This window comes from Pseudaeromonas pectinilytica (genome assembly GCF_054780855.1).
Genome location: NZ_BAAGVN010000359.1, coordinates 22,309 through 39,964, shown reverse-complemented (window position 1 = coordinate 39,964; position 17,656 = coordinate 22,309). Strand labels below are relative to the sequence as shown.

The following is a 17,656-nucleotide window of genomic DNA, read 5'->3' as shown; positions in this document are numbered from 1 at the left end:
GAGCGGCCTTGTTTGCTTAAGATGTCGAGCCTTCGTGAGGCATCTCACCCCGAATTGTAGACGGGCCCGGCACCGAGCAGAGCCCCGACCAAAGGATGGAACAGAATGAACGTATTAGTGATCGGTAACGGCGGCCGTGAGCACGCCCTGGCCTGGAAGGCGGCGCAATCGCCACTGGTCGAGAAGATCTATGTTGCACCGGGCAACCCAGGCACTGCGCGGGAAGCCAAGGTGGAAAACGTCGCTATCAGCGCCACCGACGTCCCGGCTCTGGTCGCCTTCGCCCAGCGACAACAAATTGGTCTGACCATAGTCGGCCCGGAAGCCCCGCTGGTCATTGGGGTTGTGGATGCCTTCCGCGCCGCTGGTCTGACTATCTTCGGACCGACCCAGGCCGCCGCCCAACTCGAAGGCTCCAAGGCCTTCACCAAAGACTTCCTGGCTCGCCAGCAGATCCCGACGGCTGAATACCAGAACTTCACCGAAGTCGAACCGGCACTGGCCTATCTGCAGGAAAAGGGTGCACCGATCGTGGTCAAGGCTGATGGTCTGGCCGCCGGTAAGGGCGTCATCGTCGCCATGACGCTCCAAGAGGCCGAGGATGCGGTACGCGACATGCTCTCCGGCAACGCCTTTGGCGACGCGGGTAGCCGCGTGGTCATCGAGGAATTCCTCGATGGCGAAGAGGCCTCCTTCATCGTCATGGTGGATGGTAAGAATGTGCTGCCGATGGCCACCAGCCAGGATCACAAGCGGGTCGGCGATGGCGATACCGGTCCCAACACCGGCGGCATGGGCGCCTATTCTCCGGCGCCCGTGGTCACCCCGGAAATCCACCGCCGCGTGATGGAACGCATCATCATGCCAACCGTGCAAGGCATGGCAGCCGAAGGCAACGTCTACACCGGTTTCTTGTACGCGGGGCTCATGATCGATGCGGCGGGCAACCCCAAGGTGATCGAATTCAACTGCCGCTTCGGTGACCCGGAGACCCAGCCCATCATGCTGCGCATGCAATCCGATCTGGTGGAGCTCTGCCTGGCCGGTTGTGCCGGTGAGCTGGACCAAAAAGAGGCGGTCTACGATAGCCGCGCTGCTGTCGGTGTGGTGCTGGCCGCCGCCAACTATCCGGGTGAGCCGCAAAAGGGTGACGTGATTAGCGGGCTGGATGCAGGCAACAATGTCGACGTCAAGCTGTTCCAGGCTGGCACCGCCGAGCAGAACGGTCAGGTGGTCACCAACGGCGGCCGCGTGCTGTGCGCCACCGCGCTGGGCCATACCGTACTGGAAGCCCAACAGAAGGCCTATGAGCTGGCCAAGCAGGTCAGCTGGGATGGCCTATTCTACCGCAGCGACATAGGCTACCGCGCCATCGCTCGCGAGCAAGCCCAGTAACAATCAATAGATCCATCCCATATCATCAAGGCAGCCATCTGGCTGCCTTTTTTCGCCGCAGTTATTAGCCGAATATCTGGCAAACCCCGCCAACAATCAGAAATAGAAGTAAAGACTAGCCATATGGGGAGAAGAAATAACTATCCACTGGAAACCCGGTTGCTTATCTCCATTCTGATTAGATACTGAAAATTTGTTACGGAATTTTATTTCATTTCGTGAAAGCCTTTTCATAAATTTAACAGTTGAGCCAGCTCTCAACTTTCAAATTTGCTTTGGTGACGACAAAAAGCAAACCACTTGAAAACGTTTCCGCATCACATATTTCAGACCTCGACCCTCCTATAGTGCGCGCCACTGTGTATGGATCCACGCTTTTGGCTTCACCTGAAAGCAGAAAAAAATCCAGCACATGTCTTTCGAGTTTCACGCGATGAACAAGACTCCGTAACACCTCAAAAAGGAAACGAAGGTATGGACTTCAGATTTAAAAAGCTTGCCTGGTATGTGATGCCAAGCGTCGTCGCACTGGCTCTGGCCGGTTGTGGCTCAGATAACAACGACACCAACACCACCTACACTCCCAGCAATCCAGCCGCCACCCTGCCGACCGTCACCAATCTTGACAGCCCGACAGAACTCTATGCGGATGATGCTGTTCCTGCTGACACCCTGGTACTGAGCCTGATCGATCAGAAGAGCATCATTGGCACCGTCAGCACTGCCGCGACCAAGGCTGTAGACTCCAGCAGTCCATATGCCACCTACAGCCTGTATCTGTGGAACAATGCCACCTGTAGCGCTCTCGCCGAGACGCCAACCTCCGAGTGGGCCGACGAGTCTCGGACTCCGGATAGTACCGATAACTACGGCGCAAGCTGGGATGTCAAGATCAACCCGGCGGATACCACTGGTTGTATCAATGCCATCGTCCGAACCCCAGGTATCGCCTCACAAAGCTCGGATATCAAGTTAGTCATTTCTGATCGCCAGCAAGCGGTAATCAAAGCGGGCACCGTCTATGACACTCGTGCGGCGGCCTTCGCGACACTGCCGGATGTTTCTGTCGGCATTTCTGGCGCTGCAGCCCACCTCATCGATGCCAACACTATCGTCTGGGAAGGCGGTAAAGACGCGGCTTATGCCAACCTTTACTACGCTGCCGCAGGCGGCATCGATGCTGGTGATGACAACACGCTGACCTTCGACAAACGTTTTGACCTGACGCCAACCTCTCTGACCGAAGCACAACTGGCTCTTCTGGATGCCCAGGATCGCCAGCTCAAGAGCTGGGCAGCCTTCTCGCTGCCGGATGGAGTTGATATCAAAACCCTACTCAAGGGCGAGCTGATTGCCGTCTCTACCGATAGCAAGGGTGTACTGGATACCGGCACCAAGGTACAAGTCGCCAAGGCGCTGGATGCTGTCTATGCCGAGAAAGCAGAAGCTCTGGAGTATGGCGCTATTGTTTCTGACTCCGGCGTCACTTTCCGCCTGTGGGCTCCAACCGCTCAAGACGTCAAAGTTGTAGTCTACAACGCCGACAAGACTGTCGCGGGTACCCATGACATGGCCTTCGACAGCGCCAGCGGCTCCTGGTCCTATACCGGCGCGGCCGACTTGAAAGGTTCCTACTATCGCTATCAGATGACCGTCTACCATCCGGCTACCCGTGCTGTAGGCAACTATGAAGTCACCGACCCCTACTCACTGAGCCTCTCCACAAACTCCGAGTACAGCCAAATCGTCGATCTGGACGATGCAGCGCTGAAGCCGGATGGTTGGGATTCACTGGAGGCACCCCATAGCCAGGCGACTGCCGCTGATATCGCCGATATCGTGGTACATGAGTCGCATGTCCGTGACCTGACCGCATTCGATACCGGCGCCAAAGCCGAAGAGCGCGGTAAATATGTCGCCCTGGCTGATGAAAACTCCTTGGCCGTTAAACATCTGAAAGAGCTCTCAGCTGCTGGCGTCACCCACCTGCAGATCCTGCCAGCCTTTGATATCGCCACCATCAATGAAGATCCGACCAAGGTCGCGAATCTGGATGACAAGTTCAGCAAGCTGTGTGACGTCAACAGTGAAGTGAAAAACAGCACCCAGTTCAACGCCAACTGCAGCAGCGACAGCACAATAGCCGAAGTGATGGCCACACTGGACAAGGATGGTGAAGATCGTCAGGCGTTAAATCGCATGGTGGCCAACACCGACTCCTTCAACTGGGGTTATGATCCATTCCACTACACCACACCAGAAGGCTCTTACGCCACCGATGCCGAGGGTTCACAACGGATCCTTGAGTTCCGTAAGATGGTCAAAGCCATCAAGGAAGATATCGGCATGAACGTGGTCATGGATGTGGTCTATAACCACACCAATGAAGCGGGTCTTGGCGACAAATCCGTGCTGGATAAGGTCGTACCTTGGTACTACCAACGTCTTGATGAAACTTCTGGTGATGTCACCACCTCTACTTGCTGCTCCAACACGGCACCGGAACACGCCATGTTTGCCAAGCTGATGGATGACTCCCTGATCACCTGGACCAAAGATTACAAGATCGATTCTTTCCGCTTCGATATCATGGGCCATCATCCGAAGGCGCAAATGGTTGAAGCCCTGGCCAAGGTCAAAGCCGTTGCTCCGGAAATGTACTTCTACGGTGAAGGCTGGAACTTCGGTGAGGTCGCCGATGACGCCCGCTTCGAACAAGCTCGTCAAGCCAACCTGGGCGGTACCGGAATCGGCTCCTTCTCGGATCGTCTGCGCGATGCCGTTCGTGGTGGTAGCCCATTCGATGGTGGTGATGGCATCCGTAGCAGTCAAGGTTTCGGTAACGGCGCCTATGTACTGGCCAATGAAAAAGAAGGCGTCACTGAAGACAGCGCTCGCCATCTGGCCGAGCTGACCATGCTGGGTATGGCTGGTAACCTGAAGGACTTCGTCCTGGTTGACCGTGAAGGCGTACCGACCAAGGGCTCTGATGTCGATTACAACGGTCAGGAAGCTGGCTATGCCAATGACCCGATCGAAATTCAGAACTATGTCTCCAAGCACGACAACCAGACCATTTTCGACATCATTGCCTACAAAGCAGCCGAAGACGCTACTCTGGAAGATCGTGTTCGCATGCAGGGCCTCTCTCTGGCCACTGTGATGCTGGGCCAAGGTACCGCGTTTGATCAACAAGGCACCGAGCTGCTGCGTTCCAAGTCCTTCGAGCGTGACTCGTATGACTCAGGCGACTGGTACAACAAGGTCGATTACACCAAGCAAGACAACAACTATGACGTTGGCCTGCCACGTAAGGATAAAGATGGCGACAACTACGCGCTGATCAAGGCGGTCAAGGATGTAGCCGGCAAGCCGGGTGCAACTGAAATTGCCCAGATGGATAGCTTCTACAAAGAGCTGGCCAGTCTGCGTAAGTCATCACCGTTGTTCACTCTGGGTACTGGCACCGAAGTCATGAAGCGGGTCGACTTCCGCAACGTGGGCCCGGACCAAATCACAGGTCTGATTGCTATGACCATCGATGATGGTACCGCAGTCAGTGATATGGACAGCACTGTTGATGGCATCGTGGTGATCGTTAACGCCACGGATTCCACTCAAACCGTAGGTGATTTCAAAGACGGTAACAGCTCAGCCATCGCCTTAACCGGCTACGAACAAAGCAGCATTCAAACCGCTCTGGGCACTGCTTCTATCGGTAATGGCGCAAGCTTCGCCGATGGCCAGTTCAGTGTTCCAGCCTGGTCTGTGGCTGTGTTTGTCAAGCCGCAAGGCTCTGCTCAAGGCACTGGTCTACCAGTAAGCGAGAAGCAAGATCCGTCCACCATCGAACCGTTTGATGTGTCTGTCTATCTGCGCGGCGGCTTGGTTGGTGATTGGGGAGCTACTGAGGCCAACCAGTTCACCTTCACCGGAGCCAACTACAGTTACGAGTTCACAACCGACGTAACTGAGGACATGTTTGGCAGCAAAGAAGTAAAAGTTGCTGATGCCGACTGGAGTGCAGTCAACTACGGTGTCTGTACCGCTGGTGACAAGCTGGTGGTGGGTACCCCGCTGACCCTGTGTTCCGGTGATGCGGCCAAGGGCAACGTGGCTCTCGATGTAGCCAAGGTCGGAACCTACCACTTTGTTTTCCGTGTGGTTGACAAAGACAGCCCAACCCTGACTCTGGCGATTGATGAACCAGCCGCAGCTTGTGAGTTGCTCGCCGATTCCACAGAAACCGCTACTCTAGGCGATACCAAACTGGCGCTGCGTGGTAACCACTCATCCTGGAACTGGGATGCTGCCTATCAGCTGACCTACAAGGGTAGTGGTATCTACGAAGCTAAGGTGTCCGGCGTTGATCTGTCCGGTGGCTTCAAAATTGCTGCTGACACCGATAGCTGGGATCCGCAATTCTTTGCAACCTCTGGTGGTAAGCTGGTAGCGCCAATGGCAGCTGATACCGTCTATGAAGCCTACGGCCGCTTCGGTGGTGAAGGTTCTGATCCAGGCAACAACACAATGTCTCTGGGTGATGGCAACTGGTTGTTCCGTCTGAAGCTTGACACCTCCGCAGAGATGAGCGGTGCTGGCGTCAAGGGAACCATCGACGTTTGCCAACTGCCGTAATACATCAGGATTTCATTCTTGAACTACAACCGGGGCCTAGTGCCCCGGTTTTTTTATTGTCGCTGAACTCCATTTCTGAACCCTGGCTATACCAGTCAGCAGAAAGCACTACCCTGTAGCCAACAAACCTAGTCTGAGACTTGAATTGCAGACTATGGCATCTAGAATGCTCGAGTCCATCAGGAATATGTGACAGCAACGGCCATGGATGCAGACGAAATCGCGAGTCAACTGCCGCACGATTTCTCCGGCTATCCATCAACCACGCTGAACACGCTTGTAGGTCCCGGCTGTCATCAAACAATCCGGAATACCGCAACGCGGAGGAGACCTGATGAGACAATCATTGATTGAAATAAGCAGCCGCATGCTGTTTACCGAATACTTGCAGCATCTGAACATTCGCGTGCCCAATCTGCAGCAGGAGTGGGTGTATACCCGCGAAAAACAGGTACTAGCCTGTATCCGTGTCGGAGCAGAGCAACCGCGTTTCTTTATCCAGGCTTCCGGCATGACGAGAAAGTCCTAACGTCTGATTAACGGTCCGATATTTGCCTTAATAGGCCTGCGACTCGAGGCCTGTAGTGGCACACAACCATGCGACCACAACCGCCCAAGTCTTTCCTGCTCCGCCTCTCCGCAGCTGCGGAGCCCTGAAATAGACTTTCCTGGCACTTCTTGGCCAGTTTTTTTGACCGCAGAGTAAATTTGCGGTTCAATGCGCGCAATAATGATGAAATTGAACCGGCTTCAGCCTTCGGCGATCAAAACGCTGCCAGCGAAGCTAGCTATTTTATCTGGGCGCAGCGATGGCAATTCATGCCGATGCGTCACCTTCAGCCGCACACCTTCAGGCATTTTATGAGCGACAAACAAGAAAATAATCCGTTACACGGCATCACGCTGGAGAGCCTGCTCTCGGAACTGGTCAGCCTTTATGGTTGGCAAGGGTTGGCAGAACGCCTGCCTATCAACTGCTTCAGCCATGAGCCAAGCATGAAATCCAGCCTGAGTTTCTTGCGTCGCACCTCCTGGGCTCGTCAGAAAGTAGAAGCACTCTATCTGGCCAGCCAAGACAGCAGCCTGATGAATGCGGAAGTACCAGTTTCCGATGAACCCCGCAAGGTCATGAGTCGCCCCCAAGCCAGCGGACGCAGGCAAGCTGAACGCCGCCCTCGTCAGGGATATGGCACGGATCGCCCGCTCCGCGCTGACGGCGACCAGCCACAAGCAGAACGCAGCCCTCGTCGCGATGGAGATCGCCCGCAAGGCGAACGTCGTCCACGTCGTGATGGTGACCGTCCGCAAGGTGAACGATCCTCACGCCCCTATGGTGATCGCCCACAAGGTGATCGTGGCCCACGTCGCGATGGTGACCGTCCGCAAGGTGATCGTGGCCCACGTCGCGATGGCGACCGCCCGCAAGGCGAGCGCAGCTCACGCCCTTATGGCGACCGTCCGCAAGGTGACCGTGGTCCACGCCGTGATGGCGACCGCCCACAAGGCGAGCGCAGCTCACGCCCTTATGGCGACCGCCCGCAAGGTGAGCGCAGCTCACGCCCTTATGGCGACCGCCCGCAAGGCGAGCGCAGCTCACGCCCTTATGGCGACCGCCCACAAGGCGAGCGCAGCTCACGCCCTTATGGCGACCGTCCGCAAGGTGACCGTGGTCCACGCCGTGATGGCGACCGTCCGCAAGGCGAGCGCAGCTCACGCCCCTATGGCGACCGTCCGCAAGGTGAACGTCCCGCACGCCCCTACGGTGATCGACCCAATGAACGTGGTGCGCGCCCCCAGGGTGAACGGATTTTCCGCAATGACAATGACCCGGTACAACGGGAGCGGGCGCTGCAGCAACAAGAGGGACAACGCCGTCAAGGTGGTGAGCGCGGCGAACATTTTCCGCGTTCAGGCGAACGGCAGCACGGCCGCGATCATCAGCATGGCCGCCCACAAAACAGTCAGCGTCCAGCGTCACCGCGGCCAAGCAAACCCAGCACTGGCACATCCCCTTGGGGTACCCCGAAAAAGAAAAAGGAACAGGATGCCGAGTAAGTCGGCAACCTGGACAGTGGATAGCAGATGGCTCTGAAAATTAAATACCATTTCAACGGCAAACCGCGTCTCATCAATTTTGCCAATGATAAATATCACGACATCTATGAAGCGATGGCGGCGGCGGAAGGGATCGACTTGCGGCAGTTTCTGGCAATGGAAAAACAGATCGCTGCGCTGACTCGCGATAAGAGTGCCAGTAAAGATTATCGGGATAACGAATTTCTACGCTTCGGTTTCAGCGAGATTGAAGTGATTAAAGAGTAATGTTCAACATCCTGTACTAAGGCCACCGTTCGGTGGCCTTAGTTTTTAGCGCGCCTATGATTCGCCCCCCTCACAACCCACACCAGATTAGCGACGAAAGCTCAGTGGCGGCTTCGCCAGGATCAGATCACTGCGTGCGCTGGCGCAGCAGGTCAGGATCAGGCCATCCTCACGCTGACTGGCGCTAAGCCCGGGCACCTGAGGCTGCTCGACCTCTCCGGCAATCAGCAACTGCTTACACCGTCCACAGATACCCGCCCGGCAGGCATGGGGCAACTGAACTCCTCCCTCCTCCGCCTGTATCAACAAGGGCCGCTCGGGATCTGCCTGGAAAGAGGCATCCCCTTCCTCGGTCGATATCCGCACGGTAAACCGAGTGGACACTGAGCGAGCCAGCGTCTCATCTTCCTGAACTTGGGGACGAATGGGCGCCGCGACCTGTTCAGCGGGTAATCGGGGACGCTCGGGGTAGATAGTGGCGATCTGCGTCTCCAAGACTTCCACCGGATCGCTGACGCTCACCCAGCCCTCATTTAGCGGGATCAGGTTCTGGCCGAAATAGATCTCGCCATCCTCCCCCAGCCGGTAAGTCGCCAGCGTCGCCAGGGGCTCCCGCTGCGGGTGGTAGTGTCCTGACTCGGCATCCAGCGTGGTCATCACACAACGGCTACAGGGCTTGGCCACCAAAAACTCCACCTCGCCAATGCGGATCCGACGCCAGCCATCCTCGGCAAACGCAGCCGTACCGCTCACCACCAGATTGGGGCGAAATTGCTCCATACGCTGTGGTGTCGGTGAACGCCGATTGAGATCATCGAGCGAGGCTTGAGAGATGAGCAGCAGCGGATAACCATCGGCAAAACTGACATGCTGCTGCAATTTGGCGCGATAACGAGGCGATGATTCACCCAGCCAGAGTAGGCGGGCCGGCTCCCCCAGCAACTGGCTGAACCAGGCATCCGCCTCCATCCGGGTTACACGAGCAGAAAAAGAGTCACTCCAGACGCCGGTGGCCACCCGCTCCTGGTCAAATTGCGCAGAAAACAGCTCCAAATCAGACTGCCCAGGTGTACGCAGACAGATCCCCGCCTCCCGCCACAGCGCTCGTACCTGCTGCAGCTGTGGATGGGTTCGAGCGGTGATAAAACTGCCGTCCGGCCGGACAACCATATAACGACGGTCGCCAACCAGACCTTCAGCTCCGACCCACAACCGCGACTCATCCAGCCCGCGACAGGACTTCACCGGATATCGGAATAACCCACTCAGCTTGACCATGACTCGGCCCTTCAGCAACCCAGGAGGGGCACTAAGGTAACCTTCCGCTGCCATGAGCTCAAGGTGGTTTTTCCTTGGTTTAGGCGAGCAGTCTCAAGACTGCAGCATAAAGCGTTCGATAACGTGGGCAACACCATCCTCTTGATTGCTATGGGTGACAAAATCCGCCATCGCCTTGATCTCGTCGGTGGCATTGCCCATCGCCACACCCAGCCCGGCATAACTGAGCATATGGGCATCATTGCCGGCATCACCGACACAGATGATCGCCTCGGGGCTGATCTCCAGGTGCGCCGCCAGCGCGGCAACTCCGGTTCCCTTGTTGCTGTCCGGATGCAGGAACTCCAGGAAATAGGGGGTACTTTGTACCACGGTGAAACGCTGATACACCTCGGCAGGCAGGGCGGCCACGGCTTGGGCCAAGATCTCCGGCTCATCCACCATCATAACCTTGAGAATGGCTTCATCTTCGGGCAATTGGGCAAAATCCAGCTCGGTGAGCAGCAAATCATTGTGGCTGCGCTCCAACTCGGTATAGCGGCTGTTTCGTGGCGCAATCAATCCTTGCTGACGGGAGAACGCATGAATATTCACCCCCAACTGCTGACTCATGGCAAACAGGTCGCGCACATCCTGACCATTCAACAGGCGGCTGGCCAACACGGCACCACTACCCACATTCTGCACCAGGGAGCCGTTGTAGCTGAGGACATAGTCTTCGTGACTGGTCAGCGCCAACTGCTGCAAAAATTTTTCCATGCCGGCAATCGGGCGTCCCGAGGCCAGCACGACTTTGATGCCTTTTGCCTTAGCTGCCGCAATCGCCTGTTGCGTCCGCGCGGAGATGGAGCCATCGTCCCGCAACAAGGTTCCGTCCATATCCAGCGCGATCAATTTATACATAACACCCTCGAAATCCGTCAAAGCAACCGGTTGCATTGTGCGAGCAAGTGAGCCAAAAAACAAGGGAGCTCCAAGCTCCCTTGCCATATCCCTCTTCAGAGCCAAATCAGGCAAGCCAGGGCAATGCCAAAAACAGCTTGATGATCACCGCATTGAGAATGTCGATGAAGAAGGCCCCCACCATAGGCACTACCAGAAAGGCCAAATGGGAAGGTCCAAAGCGCTGGGTGATGGCCTGCATATTGGCGATGGCGGTGGGGGTTGCCCCCAACCCGAAACCGCAATGTCCCGCCGCCAGAACGGCCGCATCATAATTGCGCCCCATCACCCGGAAGGTGACGAAGTAGGCGTACAACGCCATAGCCAGGGTCTGTGCGGAGAGCAAGACGATCATGGGTAAGGCCAGCGCGGCCAACTGCCACAGTTTTAACGACATCAGCGCTATGGCTAAAAACAGCGACAAGCTGACATTGCCCAGTAACGAGACTTCCCGCTCCCCGACTTCATGCCAGCGCAGTAACCCCAGCACGTTGCGTAACAACACCCCGACAAATAAGACGCAGACAAAGGTCGGCAGTTCACAGGCGGTTCCCTGCAGCAACAGCGCAACCTGGGTTCCGGCCATCAAGCTCACGGAGATAAGCGCCAACGTCTCGATCATGGAAAAGGCCGTGATCGGGCGTTCACGCTCTGGCAACTCAAATCCCAGCGGTGACGAATCGGCATTCTCATTTTCGCCGGGAACCGTTACCTGTTTCACCAACTTGCGCGCCACAGGGCCGCCAATCAGGCCACCGAGGATCAACCCGAAAGTAGCGCAGGCGATCGCCAGCTCCGAGGCGGACTGCAGCCCGTATTTCTCAGCGAAAGTCGCACTCCAGGCGGCTCCTGTGCCATGACCACCCGAAAGGGTAATCGACCCGGCCAGTAACCCCATGCGCGGATCGAGCCCGAGCAGCGAAGCCAGGGTGATCCCCAGGGTGTTCTGCATCAGCAGCAGACCGGTTACCACCAACAAAAAGATAAACACAGCACGGCCGCCCCGACGCAGACTGGCAAAATCGGCATTCAGACCTATGGTGGCAAAAACGCCAGCATCAAGGGCGTCTGTAAAGCCGGATCAAACTGGACTGATTGTCCGGTCACACAGTAAATCACCAGCTGGATCAAGGCAATCAGCAATCCACCGGCAACCGGCTTGGGAATATTGTAAGTCCGCAAGAAAGGGATGCGGTTGACCAGGGAGCGGCCGAGCAACAAAACCAGCGATGCCGCCACCAAGGTGCCGTAAAAATCGAGTTGAATCATCCATCCTCCCTATTGATGGTCATAAAGCATTGGAAGCAACCAATGCAGGGATTGTGCGTGCAAAATATGCATTCAGTTTGCGCGTTGAACCCAAGTCTAGTCATCCTGAGTACAACGGATCGAAGCAATCCAGGTGAATGCATCTAATGCATCTAACGAAAGGCTCGGTTCACCCTGAGGATCTTGTGATGAGGCTTGTCACGAACTAAAAACAGTAACAAGCAATAGTGAAATACAACAACCAACCAGTCATTTTACAACGATAAACCTAAACAAATAGTAAATAACTAGATATATATAACCAGATACGGCACTCATTGCGACATTAAATGTTGAGCACTGTGCATTCCCGGAGATTCAAACTACTTCAAATATGAACGCAGAACCTTGATGAGCCCATCCGTGGCTTCCGGTTCATCATCGCCGGCCAGGGGCTGCATATGCTCCCGGATGTGCCCTTCCAGCACCTGTCCCATCAGACCGTTCACCGCGCCGCGCACCGCCGAAATCTGCTGCAGTATGTCATAACATCCCAGCCCTTCATCCAGAGAGCGCTCCAGACCATCGAGCTGACCACGCAGTCGACGGACACGATTAAGCAGGGCTTTTTTCTCTTTTTGGGTATGGCTCATCTTGATTCCTCGGCAAGTTCCGCTCGCATTATCCATGACAACCGGCTTGCTGAAATATACTGGGGGGGGGTATATTCAGTTAACACTATGACAAAGAGATGCCGGCATGTCCATATCACATACCGCGGCTCCCGTGCCGCCACAGACCACAACACTAACCTGCATCCAGGCTCAGGCGTTTCATCGTCCGATGCAGGGTAGTGAACGCAAGATAGCCTGGGTGGTGGCACTGACGGTGACCATGATGGTGATCGAAATCCTCGCCGGTTGGCAGTTCCACTCCATGGCCCTATTGGCCGATGGCTGGCATATGAGCACCCACGCCCTAGCTCTGGGTATTTCACTGCTGGCGTATGCCTTATCCCGTCGTTTTGCCGGCGATCATCGCTTCGCCTTCGGGACCTGGAAAATCGAGATCCTCGGAGCTTATACCAGCGCACTGATCCTGGCCGCCGTGGCCTGCTCCATGCTCTGGGAATCTTCGGTGCGGCTGTTCAACCCAGGCACCATCCGCTATGGCGAATCCATGCTGGTTGCCATGGTTGGACTGGTGGTGAATCTACTCAGCGCCTGGCTGCTGGGAGAACAGGGGCATAGCCATGGGCCTGGGCATCATCATGGTCACGGACATTCGGGCCACAGCCACGCCCATGTTCAACGGGATCATGACCATGACCATGACCATGACCATGACCACGACCACGACCATGACCATGAGCATGACCATGACCACGACCACGACCACGACCATGAGCATGACCATGACCACGACCATGAGCATGACCATGACCATGGACATCAGGACCTGAATAAAAAAGCGGCCTACATCCATGTACTCACCGATGCGGCCACCTCGGTTCTGGCTATTGTCGCACTCGCAGGTGGCATGCTGTGGGGCGCTGCCTGGCTGGATCCGGTGATGGGACTGGTGGGTGGCGTGGTGATCCTCTACTGGGCCAAAGGCTTGCTCAGTGAAACCACACGCATCCTGATCGATGCCGAGAGTCATGGTACCGTCAGTGAACAGATCCGCGACACGGTAACCCGCCACAACAGCTCGCTCCTGGACCTGCATGTCTGGCGCATTGGCGAGACTCGCTATGCCGCTATCGTCGGCTTGCCTGCGGTGACAGAGTCGCAATTGATCCACTTACGGCATCATCTGGAACAAATCCCCAATCTGGCGCACCTGACGCTGGAAACCCACTCTCATTAGGCAAGAGAGACATGACACAACAACAGAGGCGCCATCAGGCGCCTCTGTTGTGAACTATCAATGCCCCGAAGGATCACGAGGCGAATAAGGGTTGCACTCGCGGCAGCATCAACAGCTCATGGAATCGCTCAATCGCATGATGCGAGGTCACGAATTGAGACTCGCGGCGCAGATTAAACCAACAGGTTTCCATCCCCACACCCGCAGCACCAGCAACATCCGTCTGCGGATTGTCGCCGACCATCAGCACATCGGCAGGCTCGACAGACACCATGCGCGCCAACGCGGCTTCAAAGATCCGCGGATCGGGTTTGTTCACGCCTAACTCTTCGGAAACCAGCATAAAATCAAAACAATCCGCTAACCCGCTCTGGTTGAGGCGTGCGTGTTGGATATCCGCAAAACCATTGGTAATGATCCCCATCCCGACCTTGCCATGTAATTGGCGCAGCGTCTGTTCGACTCCGGGCAGCGGCTGGCTGCGTTGCAAAATGGCCTGTAAAAAGGTGTGATTCAGCTCTAGCGGCGAAACGCCCAACTGTGGCGCTAAATCGCGAAAACGGGCTTGCTTCAAGGTTTCGGCGTCCAGCAGCCCCGCATTGTATTGCTCCCATAGCGCCTTATTCAGCGCCTGGTAATCCCCCAGCATCTCAGCGGTCAGGGTCACCGAATAGTGCGCCAGCGCGGCATTTAATGCTTCAGCTGCCGGAAAATCAAACAGGGTATCGTCCAGATCAAACAGGATCCACTGATAAGCCATAATTCAGGTCCGCCCTTGTCATTAGGAGCGGGAATGCTACCACAGGCTAATCGAAGAGGGTCACATCATCGGCGTAGAGCTTGGCAATCAGCGCTCGCAAATCCACGCCAGGAGACAAGCGCTGGAGCAAGGAACGAAGCTGAGACACTTGCTCCACCAGATGACGCTCCGAGTGTCGAGCCACCCCGCGCATCATGAGATCGAGCATATGAGTCTGGAGCGTAGGCAAAGAGATCAGATTAACGCTGTGCTGCAACTCATGCTCCTCACACCAACACATGAGTTCATGCAGGGGCGGTATTACCTCGGGGCCCCCTAGCGCCCAGGCTCGGATGTCGGTGACCCGGATCCAGGGACCTGGTGGTAACTGACGGGCGGCGTTGATGATGGTATCGCGATAGCGACAGGCAAACTCGTAATTAATGCCGCCGGCCACGCGTATCCAGAGCAAAGAACCTACGGCTTGATAGTTAAAAACACCATGGCTATCCACGGAGTTGTCCTCGATGACCATTAACAATGCTGATTCAGAATTTGAGAATGGCAAAATGGAACCCATTCGTCCATGCAGCGATTGACTATGTCTCGAGCAAAGGTGCCCCAATAGCACCATAAGCTTGAAAACCCGCGGTTTTTCAGACAATAAAAAACCCGACGTCAGGTCGGGTTTTTTCAACGCGGGGGAAAATTATTTCACCGCATCCTTCAACGCCTTTCCGGCGACGAAAGCTGGCACATTGGAAGGCGCGATAGTGATTTCAGCACCAGTCTGCGGGTTACGACCTGTACGGCCAGCACGGTGATTAACCTTGAAAGTACCAAACCCGACCAACTGAACTTGATCACCCTCTTTAAGGCTCTGAGTGATGCTGTTCAGAATTTCTTCCAGTGCAACTTTGGCCTGGGCTTTGCTCATATCAGCCTTTGCTGCAATCGCATCGACAAGCTCAGTTTTATTCATAGAGAGTCCTTTTTTATTCCGGCGCTAATTAAAAATCAGCGACCAATCTAGTCAAAAAAACAGCCTCAAGCAAAGGCTTTATCCCGCACCACGCGGTGATCGGCCAGCTTTTCGGCAAGAAGTGCCGAGCTCTTCACACTTATCCCACACATACCGCCAATTGTGCGCAGTTATCTAGCCAATAGCCCTTGGCGAAAGCGCTATCATCATTAATAAGCGACGCAACCCAGCAGAGTATTCGTCATCCACAATAGAAGGACTATAGAGCCGCAAAGCCATTACTCTGGTTGTCGATGCGTGTGGTGAGATTCAGGAGATCGCCTGGATGCAAGATTTGCTGGCAATCCAACTCGGGCCGGAAAGCAACGACCATCAGTGTTCACCGCTGGTCGTCGTGATGAGCCTCAAGCTTACTCGAGGGCAATCCCCAGATTGGAGACACCGTCCTGAGCCGCCAGGGAGCGGATCGCCAAGATCTGTTGCGGATCCCGAGGTCTGGAGACCTGATTCAACAGTTCCACCTGGAATGCCATCTCCTGCTCCATCAACGGCTGTTCATACAGTTCTTCTTCGGTCAATTCCCGCTCTTCGAGCATCTCGATAAAGCCGGCCACCGAACCGATCGACGCATTACTCGCTTCCATAGCCTCTTCACCAATCCGGCAGATCACCGAGTTGTAGGCACAGCCCAGAGCGACACAGGCATCCAGTGCCGGGTAGGCTCCATAGCTCTCTTCGTGAGTCGGGTCGGGAATGAATGCTTCAAAGGACTCCAGAATGGCCGACAGATTGACTCGCGATCCCTTCTCCGTCAGATAACGCCACAGGCTATCCAGCGCGGCGCGAAACTCGATAGCATTGCCTTTGCCGGTGCTCTCGGCGTACAAATGATAATTGGGATACATGCGTTCGGCCAAAGCCAATGCAAATACACTCTGCTGCCAGGGTTCCAAATCCCCCAGGCGTTTATAAAATTTATCACCGAACACGCGGTTACTCCCTCACTATGAATACACGCATTGTATGCCGATGACCACGCTATTGCACTCTCCCCCTGACGCCCCCTCATCCTGAAGGCTACGAACTCGAATCCTGAGACGCCCTGCGCTACCATCAAGGAAATCAGGAGGTTCTCATCATGACCCATCACACCTTGCTGCTACTCAGCCGTGACAACAACAGCTATCAGCAATTACTGACGCAACAAGCACTGCCCAATCTCAGGTTACTCGTCGCTGATAGCCCATCCGAGGCGCAGCAGCTTGCTCCGCAAGCAGATATCTTGCTGGGCGAACCCGCTACCATCGCAGCCGTATTATCCATGGCCACCCGGTTACGATGGGCTCAGTCCACCTACGCGGGTGTCGATGCGCTACTACAACCCGGCTTACGTCAGGATTATCAACTGACCAATATCCGGGGCGTCTTCGGCCCCCTGATGAGCGAATACGTCTTTGCTCATCTGCTCAGCCTGACCCGTCACTTACCCATTTATCGCGAACAACAAAAAAACCGCCACTGGCAAGCGCTACCCTATCGCCCGTTGAGTGAACGCCGCCTGTTGATTCTGGGCACTGGCAGCATAGGCCAGCATCTGGCGATGACGGCACATCAATTTGGTATGGAAGTCTGGGGCGTCAATCGCCAGGGCCACGAAGTGGCTGGATTTGATGACATATTCCAACCTTCGGCGCTTCCGCACCTGTTACCGCAAGTCGATGTCATCGTCAGCGCCTTGCCGTCTACCCGGGAAACGCGACATCTGTTCAACCGCGAGTTGCTCGCCTGCTGTAAACCCACAGCCATCCTGTTCAACGTAGGACGAGGCGATGCGATCCAGAGCGAGCATCTACTGGAGGCCCTCAAGTCCGGACGCCCGGGAGTGGCCATTCTGGATGTCTTCGAAGAGGAGCCGCTGCCCCCCCATGATCCACTGTGGCAACTGCCGAATATCCTGATCACCCCGCACAATTCCGCCTGGAGTCATCCCGACCAGGTGGCCCGGATCTTCGAGCGCAACTATTTGCGCTTCCTGGAGCAGGCGCCACTGGAGTTTATGGTCGATTTTCAACGCGGCTATTGAACTGAAGTCCTGGACCTTTCCGTTGGCCTGAGGCGCCGTAACCGAGTTGCCTCAGGCTGATGCCCCATATTGGTACATCCTGCTCGAGATCATCCCGCCATCCAGCCATTGATCATGGGATTGATCAGGATAATGCGTCATTCCAGATCTCAATCGACGC

General features: G+C 55.7%; 14 protein-coding genes and 1 pseudogene. 7 read left to right on the top strand and 8 right to left on the bottom strand.

What is annotated here, in order from left to right; genetic code table 11:
- Nucleotides 1-105: 105 nt before the first annotated feature.
- The 5 genes from purD to ACYVG7_RS19695 all read left to right on the top strand — a co-directional run bounded on the left by purD (nt 106) and on the right by ACYVG7_RS19695 (nt 8,355).
- Nucleotides 106-1,395, top strand: coding sequence for a phosphoribosylamine--glycine ligase (gene purD, locus ACYVG7_RS19715; protein WP_460884806.1), 1,290 nt, complete (start codon nt 106-108; stop codon nt 1,393-1,395).
- A 474-nt stretch (nt 1,396-1,869) separates the two neighbouring features.
- Entirely contained in the window at nt 1,870-6,033 is a 4,164-nt protein-coding gene (pulA, locus tag ACYVG7_RS19710; RefSeq protein WP_460884805.1) for a pullulanase-type alpha-1,6-glucosidase, read from the top strand.
- 334 nt (nt 6,034-6,367) lie between these two features.
- Entirely contained in the window at nt 6,368-6,562 is a 195-nt protein-coding gene (locus ACYVG7_RS19705) for a hypothetical protein (RefSeq protein ID WP_460884804.1), read from the top strand.
- Nucleotides 6,563-6,894: 332 nt separating this feature from the next.
- Entirely contained in the window at nt 6,895-8,088 is a 1,194-nt protein-coding gene (locus ACYVG7_RS19700) for a VF530 family protein (RefSeq protein WP_460884803.1), read from the top strand.
- A 27-nt stretch (nt 8,089-8,115) separates the two neighbouring features.
- Nucleotides 8,116-8,355, top strand: a complete 240-nt coding sequence (locus ACYVG7_RS19695) for a DUF2960 domain-containing protein (protein ID WP_460884802.1) — start codon at nt 8,116-8,118, stop codon at nt 8,353-8,355.
- Nucleotides 8,356-8,442: 87 nt separating this feature from the next.
- On the opposite strand, the gene ACYVG7_RS19690 is transcribed toward ACYVG7_RS19695, so the two are convergent.
- The 4 genes and pseudogenes from ACYVG7_RS19690 to ACYVG7_RS19675 all read right to left on the bottom strand — a co-directional run bounded on the left by ACYVG7_RS19690 (nt 8,443) and on the right by ACYVG7_RS19675 (nt 12,476).
- Complete coding sequence (locus tag ACYVG7_RS19690) at nt 8,443-9,633, bottom strand: YcbX family protein (protein WP_460884801.1); 1,191 nt, start codon at nt 9,631-9,633, stop codon at nt 8,443-8,445.
- Between the two features lie 93 nt (nt 9,634-9,726).
- Nucleotides 9,727-10,536 carry a sugar-phosphatase gene (gene yidA, locus ACYVG7_RS19685; protein ID WP_460884800.1) on the bottom strand — a complete coding sequence of 270 codons (810 nt, stop codon included), beginning with the start codon at nt 10,534-10,536 and terminating at the stop codon, nt 9,727-9,729.
- A 106-nt stretch (nt 10,537-10,642) separates the two neighbouring features.
- Nucleotides 10,643-11,844, bottom strand: a pseudogene (gltS, locus tag ACYVG7_RS19680) (sodium/glutamate symporter).
- Between the two features lie 362 nt (nt 11,845-12,206).
- Nucleotides 12,207-12,476 carry a metal/formaldehyde-sensitive transcriptional repressor gene (locus ACYVG7_RS19675; RefSeq protein ID WP_460884799.1) on the bottom strand — a complete coding sequence of 90 codons (270 nt, stop codon included), beginning with the start codon at nt 12,474-12,476 and terminating at the stop codon, nt 12,207-12,209.
- A gap of 106 nt (nt 12,477-12,582) precedes the next feature.
- Between ACYVG7_RS19675 and ACYVG7_RS19670 the strand changes: the two genes are divergently transcribed.
- Nucleotides 12,583-13,692, top strand: a complete 1,110-nt coding sequence (locus tag ACYVG7_RS19670; protein ID WP_460884798.1) for a cation diffusion facilitator family transporter — start codon at nt 12,583-12,585, stop codon at nt 13,690-13,692.
- A 73-nt stretch (nt 13,693-13,765) separates the two neighbouring features.
- Here the strand turns inward: ACYVG7_RS19670 and yjjG are convergent, their stop codons facing one another.
- The 4 genes from yjjG to ACYVG7_RS19650 all read right to left on the bottom strand — a co-directional run bounded on the left by yjjG (nt 13,766) and on the right by ACYVG7_RS19650 (nt 16,402).
- Nucleotides 13,766-14,452 (bottom strand): pyrimidine 5'-nucleotidase, encoded by a 687-nt coding sequence (gene yjjG, locus ACYVG7_RS19665; protein ID WP_460884797.1) that lies wholly within the window; start codon nt 14,450-14,452, stop codon nt 13,766-13,768.
- 46 nt (nt 14,453-14,498) lie between these two features.
- A complete protein-coding gene (locus tag ACYVG7_RS19660) occupies nt 14,499-14,966 on the bottom strand; it encodes a hypothetical protein (RefSeq protein ID WP_460884796.1) in 468 nt (155 codons plus the stop codon).
- Between the two features lie 174 nt (nt 14,967-15,140).
- Nucleotides 15,141-15,413, bottom strand: coding sequence for an HU family DNA-binding protein (locus ACYVG7_RS19655; RefSeq protein WP_460884795.1), 273 nt, complete (start codon nt 15,411-15,413; stop codon nt 15,141-15,143).
- A gap of 410 nt (nt 15,414-15,823) precedes the next feature.
- Entirely contained in the window at nt 15,824-16,402 is a 579-nt protein-coding gene (locus tag ACYVG7_RS19650) for a YjaG family protein (protein WP_460884794.1), read from the bottom strand.
- A gap of 149 nt (nt 16,403-16,551) precedes the next feature.
- On the opposite strand from ACYVG7_RS19650, the gene ACYVG7_RS19645 reads away from it, so the two are divergent.
- Nucleotides 16,552-17,496 carry a D-2-hydroxyacid dehydrogenase gene (locus ACYVG7_RS19645; RefSeq protein WP_460884793.1) on the top strand — a complete coding sequence of 315 codons (945 nt, stop codon included), beginning with the start codon at nt 16,552-16,554 and terminating at the stop codon, nt 17,494-17,496.
- Nucleotides 17,497-17,656 lie beyond the last annotated feature (160 nt).